The sequence below is a fragment of the Nitrosospira sp. NRS527 genome (assembly GCF_018406445.1).
Taxonomy (GTDB): domain Bacteria; phylum Pseudomonadota; class Gammaproteobacteria; order Burkholderiales; family Nitrosomonadaceae; genus Nitrosospira; species Nitrosospira briensis.
This window is the reverse complement of the sequence record NZ_AP024515.1, coordinates 3242802-3264203: the sequence shown is the minus strand read 5'-3', so window position 1 is coordinate 3264203 and position 21402 is coordinate 3242802. Positions and strand designations below refer to the sequence as shown.

24 protein-coding genes and 1 tRNA gene are annotated in these 21402 nt (G+C 51.8%); 21 read left to right on the top strand and 4 right to left on the bottom strand.

Going from position 1 to position 21402, the window contains the following annotated elements; all coding sequences use genetic code 11:
• Nucleotides 1-25 precede the first annotated feature (25 nt).
• The 5 genes from KJS40_RS14565 to KJS40_RS14545 all read left to right on the top strand — a co-directional run bounded on the left by KJS40_RS14565 (nt 26) and on the right by KJS40_RS14545 (nt 4566).
• Entirely contained in the window at nt 26-568 is a 543-nt protein-coding gene (locus KJS40_RS14565) for a hypothetical protein (protein ID WP_244859586.1), read from the top strand.
• Nucleotides 569-682: 114 nt separating this feature from the next.
• Nucleotides 683-1264 carry a hypothetical protein gene (locus KJS40_RS14560; RefSeq protein WP_244859584.1) on the top strand — a complete coding sequence of 194 codons (582 nt, stop codon included), beginning with the start codon at nt 683-685 and terminating at the stop codon, nt 1262-1264.
• A gap of 213 nt (nt 1265-1477) precedes the next feature.
• Nucleotides 1478-1888, top strand: coding sequence for a copper resistance CopC family protein (locus KJS40_RS14555; protein WP_244859582.1), 411 nt, complete (start codon nt 1478-1480; stop codon nt 1886-1888).
• Complete coding sequence (locus tag KJS40_RS14550; protein WP_213537964.1) at nt 1885-3978, top strand: CopD family protein; 2094 nt, start codon at nt 1885-1887, stop codon at nt 3976-3978. Before KJS40_RS14555 ends, KJS40_RS14550 begins: the two co-directional genes overlap by 4 nt.
• Nucleotides 3979-4077: 99 nt before the next feature.
• Nucleotides 4078-4566, top strand: coding sequence for a hypothetical protein (locus tag KJS40_RS14545; protein ID WP_213538550.1), 489 nt, complete (start codon nt 4078-4080; stop codon nt 4564-4566).
• Nucleotides 4567-4707: 141 nt separating this feature from the next.
• Here KJS40_RS14545 and KJS40_RS14540 read toward each other — a convergent pair whose 3' ends face one another.
• Nucleotides 4708-6009: an MFS transporter gene (locus KJS40_RS14540; RefSeq protein WP_244859627.1), complete on the bottom strand. Its 1302-nt coding sequence runs from the start codon at nt 6007-6009 to the stop codon at nt 4708-4710.
• Nucleotides 6010-6357: 348 nt separating this feature from the next.
• Entirely contained in the window at nt 6358-6636 is a 279-nt protein-coding gene (locus KJS40_RS14535) for a hypothetical protein (protein WP_025042249.1), read from the bottom strand.
• Between the two features lie 490 nt (nt 6637-7126).
• Between KJS40_RS14535 and KJS40_RS14530 the strand changes: the two genes are divergently transcribed.
• The 6 genes from KJS40_RS14530 (at nt 7127) to KJS40_RS14505 (ending at nt 11145) form a co-directional block, all read left to right on the top strand.
• Complete coding sequence (locus tag KJS40_RS14530) at nt 7127-7324, top strand: hypothetical protein (protein WP_213538549.1); 198 nt, start codon at nt 7127-7129, stop codon at nt 7322-7324.
• A gap of 160 nt (nt 7325-7484) precedes the next feature.
• On the top strand, nt 7485-7838 hold the full coding sequence (locus KJS40_RS14525) for a transcriptional regulator (protein WP_213538548.1): 354 nt from the start codon (nt 7485-7487) through the stop codon (nt 7836-7838).
• A gap of 534 nt (nt 7839-8372) precedes the next feature.
• A complete protein-coding gene (gene yhhA / locus KJS40_RS14520) occupies nt 8373-8549 on the top strand; it encodes a YhhA family cyclophane-containing RiPP (RefSeq protein ID WP_213538547.1) in 177 nt (58 codons plus the stop codon).
• 11 nt (nt 8550-8560) lie between these two features.
• Nucleotides 8561-9694, top strand: a complete 1134-nt coding sequence (gene yhhB / locus KJS40_RS14515; protein ID WP_213538546.1) for a cyclophane-forming radical SAM/SPASM peptide maturase YhhB — start codon at nt 8561-8563, stop codon at nt 9692-9694.
• Nucleotides 9687-10292, top strand: coding sequence for a cyclophane-containing peptide 2OG-Fe(II) oxygenase YhhC (gene yhhC / locus KJS40_RS14510; protein ID WP_213538545.1), 606 nt, complete (start codon nt 9687-9689; stop codon nt 10290-10292). The genes yhhB and yhhC overlap by 8 nt, the downstream gene beginning before the upstream one ends.
• On the top strand, nt 10276-11145 hold the full coding sequence (locus tag KJS40_RS14505) for an HEXXH motif-containing putative peptide modification protein (protein WP_213538544.1): 870 nt from the start codon (nt 10276-10278) through the stop codon (nt 11143-11145). Before yhhC ends, KJS40_RS14505 begins: the two co-directional genes overlap by 17 nt.
• A 12-nt stretch (nt 11146-11157) precedes the next feature.
• Here KJS40_RS14505 and KJS40_RS14500 read toward each other — a convergent pair whose 3' ends face one another.
• Nucleotides 11158-12492: a HEAT repeat domain-containing protein gene (locus KJS40_RS14500; RefSeq protein WP_213538543.1), complete on the bottom strand. Its 1335-nt coding sequence runs from the start codon at nt 12490-12492 to the stop codon at nt 11158-11160.
• 440 nt (nt 12493-12932) lie between these two features.
• Nucleotides 12933-13008, bottom strand: a tRNA-Thr gene (locus KJS40_RS14495).
• Nucleotides 13009-13280: 272 nt separating this feature from the next.
• Here KJS40_RS14495 and aroQ point away from each other — a divergent pair.
• The 10 genes from aroQ to KJS40_RS14445 all read left to right on the top strand — a co-directional run bounded on the left by aroQ (nt 13281) and on the right by KJS40_RS14445 (nt 21382).
• Entirely contained in the window at nt 13281-13763 is a 483-nt protein-coding gene (aroQ, locus tag KJS40_RS14490) for a type II 3-dehydroquinate dehydratase (protein WP_213538542.1), read from the top strand.
• A 156-nt stretch (nt 13764-13919) separates the two neighbouring features.
• Nucleotides 13920-14384 (top strand): acetyl-CoA carboxylase biotin carboxyl carrier protein, encoded by a 465-nt coding sequence (accB, locus tag KJS40_RS14485; protein WP_213538541.1) that lies wholly within the window; start codon nt 13920-13922, stop codon nt 14382-14384.
• Between the two features lie 78 nt (nt 14385-14462).
• The gene (gene accC, locus KJS40_RS14480; protein ID WP_213538540.1) at nt 14463-15818 is read left to right on the top strand and encodes an acetyl-CoA carboxylase biotin carboxylase subunit; all 1356 of its coding nucleotides are present in this window, start codon (nt 14463-14465) and stop codon (nt 15816-15818) included.
• Between the two features lie 92 nt (nt 15819-15910).
• On the top strand, nt 15911-16828 hold the full coding sequence (gene prmA, locus KJS40_RS14475) for a 50S ribosomal protein L11 methyltransferase (RefSeq protein WP_213538539.1): 918 nt from the start codon (nt 15911-15913) through the stop codon (nt 16826-16828).
• Between the two features lie 22 nt (nt 16829-16850).
• Nucleotides 16851-17861, top strand: coding sequence for a zinc-ribbon and DUF3426 domain-containing protein (locus KJS40_RS14470; RefSeq protein WP_213538538.1), 1011 nt, complete (start codon nt 16851-16853; stop codon nt 17859-17861).
• A gap of 404 nt (nt 17862-18265) precedes the next feature.
• On the top strand, nt 18266-19078 hold the full coding sequence (locus tag KJS40_RS14465; RefSeq protein WP_213538537.1) for an ABC transporter ATP-binding protein: 813 nt from the start codon (nt 18266-18268) through the stop codon (nt 19076-19078).
• Nucleotides 19071-19868 carry a lipid asymmetry maintenance ABC transporter permease subunit MlaE gene (gene mlaE, locus KJS40_RS14460; RefSeq protein WP_213538536.1) on the top strand — a complete coding sequence of 266 codons (798 nt, stop codon included), beginning with the start codon at nt 19071-19073 and terminating at the stop codon, nt 19866-19868. The genes KJS40_RS14465 and mlaE overlap by 8 nt, the downstream gene beginning before the upstream one ends.
• Nucleotides 19868-20362, top strand: a complete 495-nt coding sequence (gene mlaD, locus KJS40_RS14455; RefSeq protein WP_025041858.1) for an outer membrane lipid asymmetry maintenance protein MlaD — start codon at nt 19868-19870, stop codon at nt 20360-20362. Before mlaE ends, mlaD begins: the two co-directional genes overlap by 1 nt.
• Nucleotides 20363-20424: 62 nt before the next feature.
• A complete protein-coding gene (locus KJS40_RS14450; RefSeq protein WP_025041857.1) occupies nt 20425-21063 on the top strand; it encodes an ABC transporter substrate-binding protein in 639 nt (212 codons plus the stop codon).
• A gap of 16 nt (nt 21064-21079) precedes the next feature.
• Nucleotides 21080-21382 carry an STAS domain-containing protein gene (locus tag KJS40_RS14445; RefSeq protein WP_213538535.1) on the top strand — a complete coding sequence of 101 codons (303 nt, stop codon included), beginning with the start codon at nt 21080-21082 and terminating at the stop codon, nt 21380-21382.
• Nucleotides 21383-21402 lie beyond the last annotated feature (20 nt).

Below are 21402 nucleotides of genomic sequence, written 5' to 3'. Positions count from 1 at the left end.
TGTGATTAGGCAAGTAACACAGGCAATGCTCATCCTGACCGCGGCGCTCTATGCCGGCGCGGCAGGCGCGCACGGAAAAGTCTCGCTGGAAGAAGACAGCTGCGTGCGCCGCATTGGCGAGAACATGGTGCACTTAAGCGCCTACCAGCCGCAATTTGAGCCCAGCGCCCAATACTGCACCGAAATCCCCAAGAGCGGAGACACCTACCTGGTGGTCGACCTGATCGACCCGGCCCTGCGCGAAATGCCCATCGGCATGCGCGTCGTCAGAGGTACCAGCGAAACCGACGACGAGACCGTAAGCTACCTGCGGCCAAGCTACCACCCCGACGGCGTGATCAAGGGCGAGACCAGCCTGGACCAGGGCTTGTACACCGTCATCATCACCGCCGAAGGCCTGCCGCCCCTGCGCTACCAGTACCCCTTGCGGGTACAGATGATCAACTACGCGAACATATTCCGCACCGCGGTCGGGCCGCTGATCGCCCTGCTGCTTTTGATCCTGCTGGGATACAAGCTCATGAAATCCAAGCGCATGCAGCGCTGGCGTGCCTCGCGCCGCCCGTAGACCACGAAAACGACGAAACAAAGACAACCCGGACAACCCGGACAGCCCCGGCGGCAACCTGAGTATCGGGCCGTAGGATCGACGATTCATCATTTCTTATAGGTGACCTTGATAATGTCCTTACCCTCTCTCAAACCCGCCCTCCTGGGCCTGATGCTGGGCCTGGCCCTGCCGTTGTCCACCCAAGTGCACGCCCACGGCGGACTCTCCCTGGCCGACGACATCTGCAAACTCACCATCGGCCCCTATACCATGCACTTTACCGGCTACCAGCCGGAAAGCACCCAGGAGAAAGAATTCTGCGAAGACATCCCGGCCGTCGGCCGCACCGTCGTCGCCCTCGACTACATTGAAGAAGCGTTGCGACCCCTGCCCACCGAAGTGCGCATCATCCGCGACACCGGCGCGGCCGCCGGCGCGGAGGGAAACCTGGACGCCATCACCCTGCTGCATATCCCGGCCAAGGTCTACCCCAACGGCTCCATCAACTTCGAATACGACTTCACCCAGCCCGGCAAATTCGTAGGCCTGGTCACCGTCGCCGGCAAGGAGGAGTACATCTCGCGCTTCCCCTTCTCCGTGGGCGAACCCAAAGGCACCTCGCCCTATCTCATCGGCGCCATCGCCGTCATTGTGGTCGGTGCCGGCGTCTTCTTCCTGCGCGGGCGCAAATCCACCACTGCCGGTGCCGCCTGAGCAGTAGCCAACCAAAGTAGCCAACCCGGCAGCATAATGGAATAAGCCGGCGGCGATTGCCGCCGGGGCAGCGCCCGAACCAAACCGGAGCCATACAGTCTAAGTAACAGGTTCAGATAACAATAATATGGTCCGGATAAAAAGCCAAAAAAGACAGAAAAGATCAATCTGCCCACCCACCCTCGTGGCGTGGCACACGAAGAGGAGCCAAGAATGCAATCGATCATGATTCCCTCCCTCAAACAGGTCATGATGGGCAGTATCCTGCTCATGGCACTGGGGGCAGGGCTGCACAGCACCCCCGTCCTGGCGCACGCCATGCTGGTCAAGGCCGAACCGCCGCGCCGGGCGCAGCTCACCCAGACCCCCACGCAAGTACGGCTCTGGTTCAACGAAGAAATCGAAAAGGACTATGCCTCGCTGACCGTGCTGGACGCCGCCAAGGCACCGGTCACCGACATCCGGCCGCACATCGCCGAGGACGACCGCAAAGCCATCGTATTGCCCCTGTCGCAACTGGCGCCCGGCAAATACACGGTAAAGTTCCGGGTGCTGTCGGTGGACGGCCACGTGGTTGACTCGTCCTACGACTTCACCGTAAAGAGCAAAACACCCGCCAAATGATCGAGGTCATCGCGACGCTGCTGCGCTGGTCACAGCTTGCGTCCAACATGATCCTGGTCGGAAGCTGCGTCTTCCTGGCCATTGCCGGCTCCATCCACTCCCCCTGGGTGGGCCGCCTGGAGCGGGCGCTGCCTTGGCTCGCGCTCATCCTCCTGGCCGGGTTGATGGGCATCCTCGCCACCACCACGGCCCAGGCCACCGGCATCGACGCCAACGCCTGGCATCCGCAGGCCTGGCTCGCGCTCGTGCAGAATACCCACATGGGACACGTCTGGGCAGGGCGCGCCGCCTGCGCCGCGCTCGTCTGCGCCATCGCCCTCTATATCCGCGTCTCCCCCCCGGCAAGATGGCAATACATCCTGTGCGCCACCGTCGCTTCCGCCACCTTGACCGTGGGCGCGCTCGCCAGCCACGCCGCCGCCGAAGACCTGTCCTTCCTGTCCGTACTGCCCTACGCCTTGCACATCATCATGGCCAGCGTCTGGTTCGGCGCCTTGCCGGCCTTCCTGGTGGTCTGTTTCAGCTGCGACGTGCCGCAGGCAAACGACGCGCGTCCCGGCGACACGCGCTCCGGCATCCGGACGCCCGCCATCCAGCGCATCCATGCCGTGTTCCACGCGCGCGAAGCGTCGGCCACAGCCGACGCGCTCGCCTTGAAGCGCTTCTCCACCATGGCCCTGCCGGTCATGCTGACGGTGATCGCCACCGGCATCTTCATCACCTACCGCATGGTCGACAGCAGCTACAGCGCCCTGGTCGCCACCGAATACGGCTGGCTGCTCAACGGCAAGATCGCCCTGCTGCTGGTGGTGCTCGTCATCGCTGCGCGCGCGCGCAGCTGGTTGCCGCTGCTGGCCCAGCACGCCGATGGCCTGGCCGCGGCCGGTGGGCACCGGCTGCGCAAGTGGGTCAGCTTCGAATTCGTCATCGCGCTGGGCATCGTGTTGCTGGCCACCATCGTCGCCAATACCGTCCCGGCCAAGCACGCCATCATCCAGAACTGGCCCTACTCCTTCCGCTTCTCCCTGGCCGCCACCTGGGGCGACCCGAGCGTGATGCTGCGCGTCTGGAGCGGCCTGGCGCTGCTGGCCGCCGCCGGCGCGGCGATCGCGTTCGGGCGCACCAAAAAATGGGACATGAAGCGCCGCCTGGGCATTCCGCTCCTGCTGGCCGCCGTGGCCCTGGGCGTGGGCCTGCCGCCCCTGGCGGTGGACGCCTACCCGGAAACCTACCGCAAGACGCCGGTGCCGTTCGATACCATTTCCATCGCCAACGGCTCGGCCCACTTTGCCGAGAACTGCGTGCCCTGCCACGGCGCCCAGGGCAAGGGCAACGGCGTGATGGCCAAGAGCTTCGCCAAGCCGCCGGTGGACATGCTCACCGAGCCGCACACCGCCAAGCATACCGCCGGCGACTTCTTCCACTGGCTCTCCTTCGGCATTCCCGGCACCGGCATGCCCGAATTTGCCGACAGGCTCTCGGAGGAGGACCGCTGGGACGTGGTCAATTTCCTGCATGCCATGTCGCGCGGTTACCAGGCACGCCTGATGAGCCCGCAGGTCAAGCCGGAACAGCCGCAGCCTGGCATGGGTCCGCCCAATTTCTCCTATACCGCGCAGGATGGCGCAAGCGGCACCCTGAAGGATTTCCGCGGCAAGAAGAATGTGCTGCTGGTGCTGTTCTCGTGGCCGCAGTCGCGTGAGCGGCTGGCGCAGCTGCGTGATCTCGATGCCAGGCTGGCCGCGGCCAATACGGTGTTGCTGGCGGTGCCGGAGGACGATCCGGATTCGCACGAGCTGGAGCAGATCCAGGCCAATGTACCCTTACCGCTGGTGGTCGACGGCGCGCACGAGATTGTGCAGAGCTATAAGCTGTTTCGGCGGACGCTGAACAAGGCCGATCTGCTGGGGGAGGGCACCTTGCCGCCGCACATGGAGTTCCTGGTGGACCGCTTCGGTTATCTGCGCGCGCGCTGGATTCCGGATGCGGATGGCCCGGGCTGGTCAAATACCGATATGCTGATGCAACAGGTCGCTCAGCTTAATCGGGAAAAGGAGATATTGCCTCCGCCGGGGGATCATGTGCATTGAGTTGAGTAGTCAACCGCAAGAGGGAGCAACCGAGAAACATAGAGCCCCGTATGAGGCTTTCCATCAAAGTTTTTTTAATAATCGTTCAAGGAGATAAATATGATTAAATCGATGGCTACGGTCTTGATTAGTGCTGCGTTGGTCGTGTCAGCGCCCGCGTCAGCGCATACCGAAGAGCATTTCGACGCCATTGATACGCCACACGGGGGCCAGATGCGTATGGCAGGTCCCTATCATCTGGAGCTTGTTGCGCAAGAGAAAGACATCGTCCTCTACGTAACGGACCACGGGGATAATAAAGTCAGCACTGACGGCGGGGTGGGTAAAGCAAGTTTTCAGGTAGGCAAGGCCAAGCCCAAGGATTCGATAAAACTGGAACCTGCGGGGGATAACATCCTCAAGGGCACTGGAGATTTCAAGCTCACGCCTGAAACCACGATCGTCGTGTTTGTCAAATTACCGGACCAGGAGCCACAATCAACCCGTTTTACCCCTCTCAAGCCTAAGGCGAAAGCGTCCGAAAAACCCCAGGAAAAAAAGCCTGCGGGATCTACCAGTGGACATGAGCATCATCATATGCACCATTGAACGCCATGAGAAAAAGAGCCTGTAACCGATAGGACGGATGTTACAAAACCGTGGGGTGGCAGCAACTATCAATACTCTCACTGGACAGCGCCAACTGAAGTACCACGACGTCTTGCCATATTTAGCAATTCACCGCGGTTTTCAAGTTTGCAGCGCAGCCTGCCGCCCTCTCTTGATATCGATGTTCAGCAGTATCAGTAAACCAATAACAAAATAAACCCCGGTAATCAGCATGGCAAGCCGATGATCGCCTCGAGACATCCAGCTTACCAATCCATACGTCACCGGGCCCAATATGGATGACAGCTTGACTGCCAGCCCCCACAGTCCGAAAAATTCAGCACGTCTGGCGTCAGGACTGAAATATCCCACCAACGCCCGGCCTGCTGACTGAGAAGCCCCCAGACACAGACCGGCAACGTTGGCAGCCAGCCAGAACATCGCCCGGGTTTCGGCCATCCAGGCCAGCAATATCATGACAATCCAGCCAACAAGCGTCAGCGCTATGGTGGGAATATGCCCGATCCTGTCCTGTATGCTGCCGAAAGCGAACGCACCCGCTGATGCAGTGATGTTAACCACCAGGACCAGAAACATGGTGTCGCTGGTGTTAAAGCCCATTACCTGCTGCGCGTATATTGCAGCCAATGTAATTACAGTCTGGATACCCGCCTGGTAAAATACGATGCAGACAAGAAAACGCACCAGGTCGCGGTAATCCCGCACGCGATGAAACGTCTCGCCCAACCGCGAAAATGCCTCGCTTACCACGGTATGTCCAGCAAGATGCAATTGAGGTACAGCACGTTCCTTCAGGAAAAGAAAGGTGGGGATACTCGACAGCGCAAAGAAACCAGCCGTTATCAACATCGTAACGGGAACAAAGTGCTCAGCCGGCTTGCCTTGTTCCTGCGCCCAGGTGACATACGCCAGCGATAAGCCCAGACTGACCAGGCCGCCGATATAACCCAGGCTCCAGCCCCAGCCCGAAACCTTTCCCAACGCCTTGCCTTGCGCCAGCTCCGGTAAAAACGCGGCAATCAGATTTTCGCCGCATCCAAAGAAGAAATTGGTGAGGATTATCAGCACAACCGCCAGCCACAGATCGCCTGGGCCGACAAAGTAGAGCAATCCCGTGAACAAGACACAGCCCACCGCACTCAGGAATAATAGACGCTTCTTCGCAGCATACGCATCAGCATATGCGCCTAGCGCAGGCGCGGTCAGGATGATGAGCGCATAGGAAACCGCCAGCGCTGCTGTCCATGCAAACGTCGCCCATTCCGCATTCCCCGCCACGACCGCAACGAAATAAGCGTTGAAAATTGCAGTAATTACAACGGTGGTATAGCCCGAATTGGCGAAATCAAACATCGCCCAAGACCACACCTCCCGCCGACTTACCCCTGTCGCCAGATATTGTGGCTTATCCTGTATTTGCATGGAATGCAGCGATATCCTGATTAATGCTAACAACACTTATGATTAACTTGGGGCTGTTCCGCGGCCATAAAGGCCGTAACAGGTAACAGGTCGATGAGATCATTTATTACGACAAACAGATCCTGTCGCCTCGACTTCGGCTGTAAGTACTCACTCCATAAGAGGCGTTTATAGAATCCGGGTAATTACAATAGGTCAGTGCCACTCCGGCTATTCCCCAGTCATCCAAAGGGCTTGTCCGAAATTTCCGGCCTCGGCCTCTGATGATCACAACCGAAAAATACACGTGATTGCAGCGTGATTATGGACTAGCTGCACTCTGTCTCAGGAAAAACTGCAATCCTGATATCAATGCTTCACATGTCTTACGTCGCCGCAGACATTCACCAGCACCCCTATCAGGTTTAACATACCTTCCATCAATAAATTCAAATGCTCCTCGCTCCACTCGAACGAACGCAATGATGCCAGGGTTTGGTCAACAGGGATCTCTTCATGATTTATCTGCTGATGCGCAAGACTCAGGGCAAGCAGGCGCGCGCATTCCGCCAGTTGATCCTTTGTTGCCTTCTTGATCAGCATATTCGCCAAGTCATATGTCTGATCAAAGGTTAATAGTTGAGTCACGATATATGCCTATTATAATTTTATTAGCCTTTATTCTTCTGCAATCGCACACCGGATAAGCCACAAGCATTTAGCTCTCTGAGTATCCCGGCGTCGGTTTCATTATTCCTTAGGGTTGGCAGAACTTAACGCTATTCCCAACAGGAAAGCTGATTGTTCGCATAATAACCGTATTGTCGGGCATTGCAATTGGACTTAAGTACACATGCCCACCAATCCAGAATATGGGTAAGTTGCGGCGGCTTTGAAGTACCGCCGAACCGTCATTAAGTCTCACGAGCTTGCGCCGTGGTATCAGGGCAAAGCTTCAAGAATGACAAAACTACTCAACAATCCACGCTAGTCGCGGATTATCTGTTTTTTCCTCAATTTACCGGGTTACAACATCAGGAAGCCGCAACCTTAAAAATGATCAGATATCGAACCCACACTGGCGCAATCGATAACGATATAACCTACAGTGAATATCACCAGATGATATTATTAGGTCATGCGGTCTGATAATGGACTTGAAACTCTGTTCGATCTCGACGGCTATATTATTACTCAGGATTTAGGATGCTGGGTCAAGGTCGCGGTATGGCGGGTCGTAGCAACCCCGAAAATTCCGCATGGCATCCGCTATTCGCTTACGCTGCATGAACCCTATGGAAAACGGATCATGGAATCAACAACAGCCATGCCATAAAGCCGCCGAAGAAGTTCAAGCATGCGGGTCAGCGGCTAGCGTATGACCATAGGCATCGTCACATTGCAGATAAGGGAGTCCCTTATGAATTCAAGGATGCCTACCAGTTGCTTGCTGATTTCTTTGAAGAAGTGGATCGTGTATTGAAGGAAATGGAGCTATGAAAAGAATTGTGATCGGCATCATGCCACAAGAGAAAATCCGTGAACGTATGCTGGCAATAGCAAAAGGCGCGTACAAGCCCAAACCTGGAGAACCGAAGGTATGGTTTACCTCGATGAAATCCCTTGCTGAGGTTCTGAGTGACGATAACCGTGCCTTGCTCACAACTATCCATGAATCACAGCCTGAATCAATTACCGGTCTTGCAGCAATTACCGGACGAAAGCCCAGCAATCTCTCACGCACTCTGAAAACCATGTCTCATTATGGGATTGTGGAAATGCGGCGCGAAAACCGGCATGTGCGCCCAATCGTCAATGCTACCGAGTTTAAAATATTGACCGCTCAATAGATTGGCGCGTCTTTCGGGAAAGGGGTGTATTTGCTACCCGAATTCGTCAATGGACTGTTCAGCACAAGTACGAGCCGAATAAGTTAAAAAGGCCGATTGAGTTAAAAGGGTTGCCGAGCGAGAGCGCGGCAACAATTCTGCTATACCACTGGTCCTGAATCCTTGGAGTATTGTCAATAACTGTACGGTTGAAATTAATCTGAAGTTAAGCAGGAAAAAGGCGGGGCCGAGTGAATGGATAGAGCATACGCAGAGCATGAGCAATTGGTCGAACTGTATCGATTTGTGCAATCCTCAACACCCCCCCTTAACTTTGCTGGAAAATAGAAAATAGAAGATTTATTGTATTTTTTTTGCTTATTAATCAGGACAATAAGATATAAAAAAAAGATAAAATAAATGGACGAAATTTAGGGTCGTAAGCACTTAACATAAGCGATTGATTTTTCATGATAAAATAATAATAATTCAAATTTGAACTATAGCTTTTAATCTGTAAAATAGAAGCTTTACATTTCATCATAAGAGGGCATTATGCCAGAGCTAGCTCAGCCAGGACGCGCAGAAGCGATTGACAAAATTGATCAAATGGAATTCCTCCTGAAAAATATTTCAAGCCCTGTACTGGCAAGACTTATCCAGGAAGTTAAAAATGAGGAACGGTCCACTACTCAGGCTTATGATCGGGTTCACAACCGTCACAACCGTTAAAATCTGTCATTGTGATTGAAATTGATACGCTTTTGGTAAAGGTTGCCAGCAGATGCAATATCAATTGCAGTTATTGTTATGTATATAACATGGGTGATGATGGCTGGACGGAGATGCCCAAATTCATGCCTTCCCACACAATTAAAATTCTTACCGAAAGACTTAAGGAATATCTTGAGAACAATCCGGAACGTCTTTTTGCGTTAGTTCTCCATGGCGGAGAGCCTCTCTTGATTGGTTCGCGCCGTTTAGAAAATATGCTTTTGTCTTTAAGATCGGTTCTTCCTGAAGAACACTGCATAAGTATTCAAACAAATGGAATCCTTATAACTGACAATATTCTCGATATTTGTTCTAACTTTAAAACTTCTCTTTCTGTAAGCTTAGATGGGCCTGAGAAAATTAATGATGCGAATCGGGTTGGTCACCGTGGAGAAGCGACATACAGCCGGGTATTAAAAGGTATCGAAAAATTAAAACACCATGCTGACTGCTCGTTTCTCTTTGCAGGGCTTCTTGCTGTTATTGACCCGAATTCTAACCCTGAGGAAATATATAATTTTTTTAAAGATGTCGGTTCCCCTAACGTAGATTTTCTATATAGAGATGGTAATCACGACAAGCTTCCCTACGGCAAGGCTTCGTTTCATAGCGTTGAATATGGATACTGGTTGACGTCTCTACTTGACGTTTATCTAGCAGATCAGACCCCAATTAAGATAAGAATTCTTGATGACGTCATCCGTCTTGCTTTAGGCGGATATGGGGTGAAAGAAGGTATGGGAATTACTGATTTTGGTATTGCAGTTATCGATACGGATGGCACAGTAACAAAGAATGATACTTTGAAAAGCTCTTTTAAAGGTGCGGATCGCTTCTCGGAAAAATGGAACATTTGCTCACATAGTCTAGTAGATATTTTCTCTTCAAATGAGTTTGCTGATGCTCATTTATTACAACGTGCGAACAGCGCAGCTTGCCTCGCTTGTCCAGAGCTTGGAGTTTGTGGAGGAGGAATGCCTTTACACAGGTGGAAGGAAGGTGAGGGATACGAAAATCCTTCTGTTTATTGCAAGGACCAGCTTCATCTTATAAATCATCTACGAACAAAGTTGGGAGTCTCGGGAAAGAAAATACATGCGTAACCAGCAACTAATTGACCTTTCAAATGTAAGGAAATTTTTTTTGCCTTTTCATTATGTAGAATCTTCCCAAGCACTTAATTCACAATTAGGCGATACACTTCTCTCATGGCTTGAAAATTACGCTGGATGGAAGCTTGTTGAAACGAATTTTTATGAACAGTATGAGTTCAGCTTCTTGGATGCTAAGCTCCCGTCAGAGCTAGCCTTTCTAAATTCGCGCGATCATCTTCGCTGCGTAGCACGTCAAGTTGAAGCGGCTTTTTCAGTAAAACTTACTGAAAAAGTAGACTTTACTGCGCATAAGCTCATTTCAGGCCAGCGCATCCGCATTCATAACGATCACATTCCCGGACATGAAACTCATCGTTTATTAATTCAACTGAACAGAGGTTGGAAGGATGAGAATGGTGGAATGCTGATCTTTTTTAACAGCCAAGATATGAACGATATTCATAAGATTTTTCGTCCTCTTCATAACAGTGCTGTGGGATTTTCTATTTCTCCTCATTCTCTCCATGCTGTTTCCACAATCTATGGGGGCGAGCGTTTTACTTTAGTTTATTCTTTCTACCAGCAACTAGATGAAAGACCTTCATAGTTCAATTCTTTCCACAATTCAGGCCCTGAACGTTCCAGTTTGGTTTCCTGAATTGACTAAAAGTTTAACTGAAAAACGTTGGGAAAATTTGTCCGAAACATATGGGATTAAGAAAAGCAACTACTCCACTGATGGAATGTCACGCAATGAGCCTGATCAATTCGTAGAAGTCATTGCTTGCTTGAATCCAACCACCCCAGTCAGAGAATCACTACAGCCATTAAAAATTTACGTAGTGCCCAATGAGATAGCCGCAACATATTCCACCGTTGGGGCCATACCTTATTCTCCTGGAGTATTGCAAGACTCATCAATTTTGCAATGTTTGAAGGAGTCCGTGGACCTTTTAGCGTCAGTACCGACGTTATATGAAACTGTGGCGAATCTCGTAAGGTGCGTGCACATTCTTCGGCCCGAAGATGACCATTTTGATGTCAGCTACAGCCTGCCTAATATCCCATTCTCGATATTTATTTCAGTGCCGAGTAAGCGGATGGCAAACGATGCAATTAGAGTTGCAGAGGCGATCTTGCATGAAGCAATGCATTTGCAACTAACATTAATTGAAAGAATCACTCCGATGGTGGAGGAGACAGATGAAACGTATTTTTCCCCTTGGAAAAATGAAGTTAGGCATCCACGAGGCATACTTCACGCGCTATATGTTTTTACAGTAATAAATTTGTTCTTTGAGTGTTTAATAACGCAGGATTGTTCTATTACCAAATTTGAATACATAAGCTCCCGAAAGAAAGCCATATTAAGCCAAATATCGGGGGTAAATAACTTTACTGCTGGCTGCAAGCTAACTGAGTCAGGTAGACTTTTAGCAAACAGATTGCTTGCTCGTTAGCTACTCACCACTCTACGTCTTTCCTTGTATTTTATTTATAGCCTCAGCGGCTGCGCTACTTACTTCAAGATATTTATCATTCTTCAATTGTTCCAATGCCGGGATAGCAATACTGGCATTCTCGCCCATGTTTCCTAAAGCAATTGCCGAAGCATTACGAACATTCCACTCTGAGTCTGTAAGCGTTGCGATTAACGATGCAATTGCATGTGATGCAGCTGGGCCGTAGCACGATAACGCAAGTGCTATCGCGCTTTTAACCTCCGTTACCTTTACTCCTAAAGCTAACCGTGAGTCATCTATACCTTCCAATATTGACAATAGTTGTTCTACAACAGCTTCCACGCCACCGGTTCCGATAGCTGCAAACTCTCCAATAGACCCAAGAGCCCCAATGACAGCAAGAATATTGGGGTTGCTTGTATCTTTGGTCAGGTCAAGCAGGTACGTTAGTACGTCACCATCTCTTCCAAGTTCTCCTAATCCATTTAAAATTAACGCTCCTAAGGGAGAGTACTTCTCCTTCTCTAACACCTCTATAAATGCGGACCCTATAGCAACTACCTCCTCCTTAAATTGGGGAAGTATTTCAGCCGCACGTTTTTGCTTTTCTAGATCATTACTTTTTAAATCCTTTATCAAGCTATCAAAGACAAGTTTTCTCGCCTCACCATTTATATCAAGTGATCTTAGTACCAAATTTTGTGTATAAATCTCATTGTTTATTTCCTCAAAGGTATCTTCCATTTCGGCGTCAAAGTCTTCGGTAGTAGCTTTTAAATTCGCTTTTGCCAAATAAATCTCATTATGTAGAGTTCCCAGTTGTGTTTGATAATCTCCTAGCTGACTCTTTATTTTCTGTTCCAAGATCAACAATTCTTTTAGTTGTTCTTGGGTCTGGGCACTCTGATAGTTTGCCTCCATTGTTGCTTTAATTGTTTTATCCTTTTCAGCTTCTAATTTTTCCCTCTCACGAGTGATTTGATGCGCAACCATTGACCTGATCATTACTGGAACCAGCGCCGCTGCCCCAATTATTGCAAAAAATACAAGGAACAATACTTGCCAACGCAGCCAACTCATAAATTGGTCTTGGGCATCGCGAAGGATTTTATAGCTGAATCTTTCCCGATCTTCTTCTGAAAGCAGCGATTTCTCCTCTTGGGGTTTTATTACAATATGGTCGATGTAAATATTGTCAGGAATGGCTCTGGAAATGGTAGCAGTTCTTTCACCGCTTCCGGACAGATCGGTATTTGCCTGCGCATGGCTTAGGCCCTCCCAAAGAGTCAATCCCAGCAATAAACAGAGGGCACCTATATTGCTTTTGAAGCGTATTTGCGCCATTTTCGTTCCCATTCGTTATTTTTTTACGGGGACGTATATAAAAAGGTTCGGTAAGTGTTCTGAGAAAGTGGTCTAGAACTTTGAGATATTTTGGTGTCTATAAGTACGAATAAGTGGAAGTAGTCCCCTCATCCCCCAATCCAAGCTTGCTCTGTCCATCCGAACAAATATGCACTAGCGGATATTCAGTAGATAGATACAACATCCTGAAAGCTCCTGCGCCAGTCGGAGAGCTTTCGTCAATCCGACAAAAATCGGTGGCGGCGATGACAGGGAAATAGACCGCAAGATAGGGGCTTATGAGGCTAACACGAAGGACGTTTTACTATTTAAAGCTTTAAGCGTGCATTGGTTATTGCGCTAACTTTGCAAGTTGCCAATTGATCTGTCTACACCCCGAAAACTCCTAATACCATTGTATAGATAACTAGCTGAAAACTTGGTGCTGTTGAGAGGAGTCGAACCTCCGACCTACTGATTACGAATCAGTTGCTCTACCAACTGAGCTACAACAGCGCGAAGGGAAATACAGCATTGTGGATTATAGAGGTTTGGTAAACGGCGAGCAATGCAAGGGTCGAGCGTAAAGGGTGGCTTTTTCCAGGGGAAACGTCAAAAATGTTCGGAATAAACTGTTGGCAGACTGAAAGCTTATAATTGCAGCTGCTAAAAATCGTCAATGATGTTTGCTCTACCGTATCCGATAAAACTATCTCTAATTTCCCTTATTTTCGTCGATGTCCTCCAATAACTAGACTTTTTTGCAAGTATGCGTCAAACTTGCGTGCATGGAAAATGACGCGTCCAAAATAAAAAAAGTCCTCGTTCTTCATGGGCCTAACCTAAATCTTCTGGGAACACGCGAGCCGGAGCTCTACGGAACACTCACGTTAGGCGAAATTAACATCAAATTAGCGATTTTAGCGGATCACGCGGGCGTCGGATTAATTCACTTTCAAAGTAACGCCGAGGGTGAGCTGATAGATCGAGTTCAGCAAGCGATGAGTGAAGGGATAGGATTTATCATCATCAATCCCGCAGCCTATACGCATACCAGCATTGCTTTACGTGATGCCCTTGCCGCAACCAGAATACCGTTCATCGAAGTGCATCTCTCCAATGTTTTCGCTCGTGAGTCTTTCCGCAGGAGGTCATATTTCTCCGATCTGGCGGTGGGCGTGATCAGCGGCTTGGGACCTAAAGGATACGAACTTGCCTTGGAATACGCTTTAGAGATATTGGCAGGCGGGAAGTTCGATCGCCCCACCTGACCTTGTTGATATTTATAAGGCCTGGAGCGGGGAGCAGGACATGAAAGAGGCACTTTCACGGAATAGAAAGCAGACATGCGTCAGCGCGCTGAAAGATGGCGCAGCAATGGCGGCGTGTAGTTAAAGACGTAAAGGGGAACCGCCCCGGAGGCCTATATGGATTTGAGAAAACTGAAGAAACTGATTGATCTGGTCGAGGAGTCGGGCATTGCCGAACTGGAAATTACCGAAGGTGAGGAGAAGGTACGCATCAGCAGATCGACCTCATCCGTGCAAACCCAGGTAGCCCCAATCGGAGTATCACCCCCACAGGTGGCGATGCCTGGCGCTGTTTCCCCATCGGCGGCACTCACCACCGCTAACGCGGTGGCCGAAATCCTGCCGGAGGGTCATGTGGTGAAATCACCCATGGTAGGAACGTTCTATCGTAGCTCCACTCCCGGTTCCAACCCATTCGTAGAAGTAGGACAGACAGTCAAGGAGGGGGAAACGCTTTGCATCATCGAGGCGATGAAGCTGCTCAACGAAATAGAATCCGACAAGAGTGGCGTGATAAAGGCAGTCCTGGTGGAAAATGGCCAACCAGTAGAGTATGGCGAGCCGCTATTCGTGATCGAGTGATTCTGTGCCAAACGTGCGTATAACGCGCGGAAAAGACGGCTAACAGCCCCCATTTTCGGGAAACATTCTCCAGTAAACATGTTCGAAAAAATTCTTATAGCCAACCGTGGCGAGATCGCCCTGCGAATACAGCGTGCATGCCGTGAGATGGGCATCAAAACAGTCGCAGTGCATTCCCAGGCGGATGCCGACGCCAAATATGTGAAGCTCTCCGATGAGTCGGTGTGTATCGGCCCAGCCCCATCGGCCCAAAGTTATCTTAATATTCCTGCCATCATCAGCGCAGCGGAGGTAACCGACGCGGAGGCTATTCATCCGGGCTATGGGTTTCTTTCTGAAAACGCCGATTTCGCCGAGCGTGTCGAAAGCAGTGGTTTCGTCTTTATCGGCCCTCGCCCCGAAACCATTCGCCTGATGGGCGACAAGATCAGTGCCAAGAACGCCATGAGAAAAGCAGGCGTGCCTTGTGTTCCCGGATCTAACGGCGGGCTCCCGGAGTCACCTGAAGAGATCCGTGCCATTGTTCGCGCCATAGGGTATCCGATAATCATCAAGGCGGCAGCTGGCGGCGGCGGCCGTGGAATGCGGGTGGTGCATACCGAAGCCGCTTTGTCGAACGCCGTTATAATAACTCGCAACGAAGCGCAGGCGGCGTTCGGCAACCCGACGGTCTATGCGGAAAGATATCTTGAGAATCCGCGTCATATCGAGTTCCAGGTTCTGGCTGACGAACACGGGAATGCCATCTTTCTTGGCGAACGGGAATGTTCAATGCAGCGCCGCCATCAGAAAATTCTCGAGGAAGCGCCCGCCCTGGGCATCCCCCCCAGGTTGCGCGACAAGATGGGCGCGCGCTGCGCGGATGCATGCCGCCGTATCGGTTATCGCGGCGTAGGCACGTTCGAGTTCCTGTATGAGAAGAATGAATTTTATTTCATCGAAATGAATACGCGCCTGCAAGTGGAACATCCGGTTACCGAAGCGATTACCGGGATCGATCTGGTACAAGCGCAAATTCGTGTTGCCGCAGGTGAAAAACTCAACATTCGCCAGCGCGATGTCGTATTGAAAGGGCATGCCATCGAGTGTCGCATTAACGCCGAAGACCCTTATAAACTCACCCCCTCCGCCGGGCGTATTACGCAATACCACGCTCCGGGTGGCCCCGGCATTCGCGTGGACTCTCATATATATCATAACTATCTGGTGCCGCCTTATTACGATTCCATGATCGGTAAAGTCATTGCCTATGGCGACAACCGCGACCAGGCAATTGCACGGATGCGCATCGCGTTGTCCGAAATGGTGATAGAAGGCATTAAAACGAACATGCCGTTACACCTCGACCTGTTATCCGACGCCGCTTTTCTGAATGGCGGCACCAGCATCCATTATCTGGAGCAAAAGCTTGCCAATTATAATAAGCCAGGCTAAAACGCGACCCATTTCGCGCTGCCCGAGCTATTTCACGGCGGGTGAGTCGGCATTCGACCGGGTAGCCAGTTCGCAGTTACCCATTTCTTGATATGGCCTGGATTTCGCTCGCTATAGAAACCGATAGCGCGCACGCCGAAGCCCTGGGTGACGCGTTGCTTGAACTGGGCGCGCTATCAACAGACATACATGACGCGGGCAGCGGTACGGACCGGGAGCAATGCTTGTTCGATGAGCCGGGTGAGCTTTCCGAGAAAATCTGGTTCGCATCCGAGCTTACCGCCCTATTCAACGAGGACGTCGACATCACTTCCACTGTGCAGGCTGCGGCGAGTGCGGCCCAGCTCCCTTGTCAGCCCAGCTACCGCGTTACGCATGTGGAGGAGCAGGACTGGGTTCGGATGACACAATCGCAATTCGCCCCGATCCGGATATCGTCCCGCCTGTGGATCGTTCCCAGTTGGCATCAAATACCCGATACCACGGCGGTCAACCTGATACTCGATCCCGGCTTGGCTTTCGGTACGGGTAGCCACCCCTCTACGCAACTGTGCCTTGGCTGGCTTGACGAAACGCTGCGAGGGGGTGAAGATGTTTTAGATTATGGTTGCGGCTCAGGCATACTTGCCATTGCCGCTTTGAAACTGGGTGCGGGTCACGTAGTGGGAATAGATATCGACCCGCAAGCCGTTGCCGCAAGCCGCGCAAATGCAGCACTCAACCAGTGCGATGAAACAAAAGCGGAATTTTTTGAGACGCACGTGGCGGATCGGGCAGGGCCCGGAAATGGCGCCTGGGTGGATGTGGTCGTTGCCAATATCCTTGCCAACCCGCTAATCGTACTGGCTCCATTATTGATGCGCGCGACGCGCAAGGGTGGACAAATAGCACTTTCCGGCATCCTCATGGAACAGGCGGAAGATGTGATGCAGATCTATCGGCAATGGTTTGATATTCGTATTACACGCGAGCAGGCGGGATGGGCTCTGCTCACCGGGACGAGAAAGTGAATTTGTTATAAAACCTACGGCTATGGCGCTTGTAACCCGCTGTCCTAACTGCGCGGCTGCTTTCCGCGTAACCCCTTTGCATCTGCAGGCGCATGGTGGTGACGTGCGCTGTGGACAATGTGCGCAGGTATTCAACGGCTTTGCCACCTTGGCAACGGTGCACGAACCGGAAGACCAGGATGAAGCCGGGCCAGAAGCCAAGGAAATGCCGGAAACGGAAGCAGCATCAGAAGGCGAATCGGGAATTCCGCCTCAAAATGATCGGGATATCCTGACGGTATCGAATGAAGAGAATTCACCTTCAGCGCCAGCTCAAGAAACAACTCGGGATCAATTCGGTTCAGGCATGACAGCGCGGGCAGTGCCCGCTTCGAGCGCGCCACCGATTGCGGAAGAATCGGCGCCGCAGAGAGAAGGCGAGACGGGCAGCAGTACTGCGGCCAGCAGCGCAGATGGGGAAACACGATTCCCGCACAGGCCGGACGTGGCCATTCCGCCGCCGGAAAATTATGCATGGAACAACCATGCTTTCGATGAGGTTCGGTTGCCCAAGGCATCCCTGGCATGGGGTGTCGGCAGTCTTTTTTTGATTGCCATGCTGGTGGCCCAGGCCATTTATATTTATCGTGCCGAGCTATCTGTCAATGCGCCTGCCACCAGGCCTTATCTTCAACGATATTGCGAGTTGTTGGGATGCACTATTCCCTCGCCACAATACGCGAAGTTGCTGAATATCGAATCGTCCGATATGCAACCGGATACCCAGCAATCCGGCGTCGTCACCCTGAGCGCAACGATACGCAATCATGCGCCCAATCCCCAGGCATTTCCGTCGTTTCAATTAACCCTGATCGACCACCAGGATCGACCTCTCGCCAGCCGTAACTTTCCTCCCGAAGCCTATCTTGAAGACGCCGCCAGCCGCGGGAAGGTCATTGCGCCCAATGCCGAATTCAACGTCAGGCTTCACCTCGATAGCGGAACATTGAACGTGGCCGGATATCGGCTGTTGTTACTTAATCCTCGTTCTTAGCCCGGATGTTTCATAAATTGACGCGCGCCCTTGCTGGTCTTTTGTTTCGTATGAAAATTTCGTTCAGTCGGGCGTTGAATAACTACGCCACTCCTTCACAAAATCTCCCTACAAAACAAAATCCTGTGCAATCATCACGCGAATTTATGAAACATCCGGGTTAGGAACATCGCACGAAGAGGTCTCGCGAAAAGCGGCTTAGGCGACGTGGACGACGAGCCCGTTTCATGCCATTTTCGGCTGCTGCGGGGCAGAACTCCCGAAGATACTGCTTAGTCCAGAACGATCCGCCATTTCATGTCACCGCTTTTCACCGTACCCTGACCGAACACTCCACCCTGTCCAACTGCCGGATTTAGGTTAAAATCAGAATCCCGTCAAATCAATCTCCATCCCCTGGCAGAATGGCATCTGAAGCTTTGATCGAAACCAAGGACCTGAGTTTTTCCTATGGGGATCGTTCCATTCTCAAAGGGATCGACATAACCATGTCGCGCGGCAAAGTCATCGCCATCATGGGAGGCAGCGGTAGCGGCAAGACTACCCTGTTGCGCCTTATCGGCGGTGCGATCCGTCCGTCTGCCGGTTATGTCAAGTTTGCCGGCAAGATAGTGCATGAGCTAAAAAGAGATGAGCTTTTCCAGATGCGCCGGAAGATGAGCATGTTATTTCAGTTCGGCGCTCTGTTTACCGATTTGTCGGTATTCGATAATGTAGCTTTCCAGATGCGGGAGCATACTGATTTACCGGAATCCATGATCCGCGACCTGGTGTTGATGAAACTTCAGGCTGTCGGCCTGCGCGGTGCGCACGATCTGATGCCGGCGGAGCTTTCGGGAGGAATGGCCCGCCGCGTGGCGTTGGCCCGTTCGATTGCGCTTGATCCGGTACTCATCATGTATGATGAGCCATTTACAGGTCTTGACCCCATTTCGCTAACCGTCATCGGTAATCTGATCCGTCGTTTGACTGACGCGTTAGGCATGACTTCAATCGTCGTGACGCACGACGTGCAGGAGTCGCTGAAAATCGTGGACTACGTATACTTTGTCGCAGACGGGGTGATTGCAGCACATGGCACCCCGGATGAAGTGCGCGGATCGATCGCTCCTTTCGTGCATCAGTTCGTGCATGGCGAAGAGGACGGTCCCGTCTCGTTTCACTACCCGTCTCAAGCCTATGCGCGCGATCTGAAACTGGAGGGCAGTTTTGCCTAGGCGCATCGTTATCGGCATCCGGGGCGTGGGTCACCGCGTGATAGATAGCGTCTGGCGGCTGGGCAACGCCAGCCGCTTTTTCTTGCTGACCCTGCTGAAGTCGGGTACCAGCTTTCGGCGCTTCGGCCTGATTATCCGGGAGCTTTATTTTACGGGCGTATTGTCGCTCATCATTATCGTCGTATCGGGGTTGTTTGTCGGCATGGTGCTGGGTTTGCAGGGCTATGAGACATTACAGCGGTTCGGGGCCGAATCTGCCGTGGGTACAATGGTTGCACTGTCGCTCGTTCGAGAACTGGGACCCGTGGTGGCGGCGTTGCTGTTTGCCAGTCGCGCCGGCTCCGCCATCACTGCTGAAATCGGCTTGATGAAAGCCACCGATCAGCTGGCAGCGATGGAAATGATGGCGGTGGATCCGATCGCACGGGTGGTCGCTCCCCGGTTCTGGGCAGGCGTGATTTCAATGCCGTTACTTGCGGCAATGTTTTCCATCGTCGGGATCTTTGGCGGTTATTTGGTGGCCGTAGTGCTTATCGGTGTGGATGAAGGATCGTTCTGGTCACAAATGCAGGATGCGGTGGATTTCAGATACGACATCGTCAACGGTATCATCAAGACCTGTGTTTTTGGTGTGGCTGTGACAGCAATTGCCGTGTTCGAGGGTTACGATGCGGCGCCGACGGCTGAGGGAGTGTCCGGCGCGACCACCCGCACCGTGGTGACTTCCGCGCTGGCGATACTGGGACTGGATTTTGTTTTAACCTCGGTCATGTTCAGGGGAATGAGCTGATGCAGCGGACGACGATGGATCTGTGGGTAGGCGTATTTGTATTGGCCGGAATAGGCGCATTGCTGCTGCTGGCATTGAAGGTTGGGAACCTCGGCACTTATAGCTCGGCAGAGAGTTATACATTGACCGGAAGTTTCGAGAATATCGGCGGTTTGAAAGTCAAGGCGCCGGTAAAAGGCGCTGGCGTGGTAGTGGGGCGTGTAACGAATATTCAGTTCAATACGAAGACTTATGATGCCGTAGTAACCCTTAGCATTGACAACCGCTATCAATTTCCCAAGGACACTTTCGCCAGCATTCTCACATCAGGTCTTTTAGGGGAGCAGTATATCGGTATGGCGGCGGGCGGCGACGAGACAATGCTGAAGAATGGAGATAAAATCATGAAAACCAATTCCGCCATGGTCCTGGAAGAAATGATCGGCCGCTTCCTGTTCGACAAAGCATCAGAGAATAAGACGCCGGAGGAAGACGAGAGCAATAAGGGTGATTGAAAATAGTCGTAATTTCACGATGCGTCCGGCATTGTGGTTAAATAAATTCTTGCGAGGAAATCATGAAGAAATACTTTAATACGTCTTTGTTATTGGCGACCTGGCTGGTTACGCTCCCCGCATGGGCCATGGCGACCAGCCCCGATACCCTGGTGGATAATACGGCCCAGGAGGTGCTCGCAATCGTTCGGCAAGATAAGGACTTGCGTGCAGGCAATACCACCAAGATTCTGGATCTGGTGGAAGCCAAGATATTGCCTCATTTCGACTTTACCCGGATGACCCGGTTGGCGATGGGCAAGAATTGGTCCAAGGCGACGCCCGAACAACAGCAGGTATTGGTAAAGGAATTTCGTACGTTGCTGGTACGCACCTATTCCAACGCACTGAGCAGCTACAGCGACCATACCATTACGGTTGAGCCGATGAAAGATAAGGCAGGTGATACCGATACCACGGTCAAGACAAAAGTGATAAATCAGGGTCAGCAGCCGATCCCCATCGACTACAGTATGGAAAAAACCGGTGACGACTGGAAAGTCTACGATGTGACAGTGGCCGGGGTAAGCCTGGTAACCAATTATCGCAGCACCTTCAATAATCAGGTACGTGACGGTGGCGTAGAAAAATTGATCCAAACGCTCGTGGACAAAAACCGTGCCCTGGTTGCTGCCGATAATAAGGCAGCGTCAGCGAAATAGGTCAGCGAAATAATCGATGACTGAAGATGCGGCTAAATTGGTTTTGCGCGAGGGCGGCGAACTGAGCGTTGAAGGCTCGATAACCATCAATAATGTTGTGGCGATGGTTGGGCAAGGCATCGCTTTGTTTGATCGCGATGATATGGTAATCGACCTGGCGCGTGTAACTGAGGTGGATTCTTCCGCCGTCAGCATGTTGCTGGAGTGGCAGCGCGAGGCGGGTCGTCGCAATCGCCCTGTGCGCTTTGCCAATATACCGCTTAATCTGCGAAGCCTCGTGCAGTTATATGGCCTGTCCGAATTGATGCACGTGGCCTGACCGGTAACCGATCCCTGTCG

Coding starts and splice junctions, on each gene's coding strand:
- KJS40_RS14565 (WP_244859586.1), top strand. CDS start 26: ATGCTCATCCTGACCGCGGCGCTCTATGCCGGCGCGGCAGGCGCGCAC.
- KJS40_RS14560 (WP_244859584.1), top strand. CDS start 683: ATGTCCTTACCCTCTCTCAAACCCGCCCTCCTGGGCCTGATGCTGGGC.
- KJS40_RS14555 (WP_244859582.1), top strand. CDS start 1,478: ATGCAATCGATCATGATTCCCTCCCTCAAACAGGTCATGATGGGCAGT.
- KJS40_RS14550 (WP_213537964.1), top strand. CDS start 1,885: ATGATCGAGGTCATCGCGACGCTGCTGCGCTGGTCACAGCTTGCGTCC.
- KJS40_RS14545 (WP_213538550.1), top strand. CDS start 4,078: ATGATTAAATCGATGGCTACGGTCTTGATTAGTGCTGCGTTGGTCGTG.
- KJS40_RS14540 (WP_244859627.1), bottom strand. CDS start 6,009: ATGCAAATACAGGATAAGCCACAATATCTGGCGACAGGGGTAAGTCGG.
- KJS40_RS14530 (WP_213538549.1), top strand. CDS start 7,127: ATGCGGTCTGATAATGGACTTGAAACTCTGTTCGATCTCGACGGCTAT.
- KJS40_RS14525 (WP_213538548.1), top strand. CDS start 7,485: ATGAAAAGAATTGTGATCGGCATCATGCCACAAGAGAAAATCCGTGAA.
- yhhA (WP_213538547.1), top strand. CDS start 8,373: ATGCCAGAGCTAGCTCAGCCAGGACGCGCAGAAGCGATTGACAAAATT.
- yhhC (WP_213538545.1), top strand. CDS start 9,687: ATGCGTAACCAGCAACTAATTGACCTTTCAAATGTAAGGAAATTTTTT.
- KJS40_RS14505 (WP_213538544.1), top strand. CDS start 10,276: ATGAAAGACCTTCATAGTTCAATTCTTTCCACAATTCAGGCCCTGAAC.
- KJS40_RS14500 (WP_213538543.1), bottom strand. CDS start 12,492: ATGGCGCAAATACGCTTCAAAAGCAATATAGGTGCCCTCTGTTTATTG.
- aroQ (WP_213538542.1), top strand. CDS start 13,281: ATGGAAAATGACGCGTCCAAAATAAAAAAAGTCCTCGTTCTTCATGGG.
- accB (WP_213538541.1), top strand. CDS start 13,920: ATGGATTTGAGAAAACTGAAGAAACTGATTGATCTGGTCGAGGAGTCG.
- accC (WP_213538540.1), top strand. CDS start 14,463: ATGTTCGAAAAAATTCTTATAGCCAACCGTGGCGAGATCGCCCTGCGA.
- prmA (WP_213538539.1), top strand. CDS start 15,911: ATGGCCTGGATTTCGCTCGCTATAGAAACCGATAGCGCGCACGCCGAA.
- KJS40_RS14470 (WP_213538538.1), top strand. CDS start 16,851: ATGGCGCTTGTAACCCGCTGTCCTAACTGCGCGGCTGCTTTCCGCGTA.
- KJS40_RS14465 (WP_213538537.1), top strand. CDS start 18,266: ATGGCATCTGAAGCTTTGATCGAAACCAAGGACCTGAGTTTTTCCTAT.
- mlaD (WP_025041858.1), top strand. CDS start 19,868: ATGCAGCGGACGACGATGGATCTGTGGGTAGGCGTATTTGTATTGGCC.
- KJS40_RS14450 (WP_025041857.1), top strand. CDS start 20,425: ATGAAGAAATACTTTAATACGTCTTTGTTATTGGCGACCTGGCTGGTT.
- KJS40_RS14445 (WP_213538535.1), top strand. CDS start 21,080: ATGACTGAAGATGCGGCTAAATTGGTTTTGCGCGAGGGCGGCGAACTG.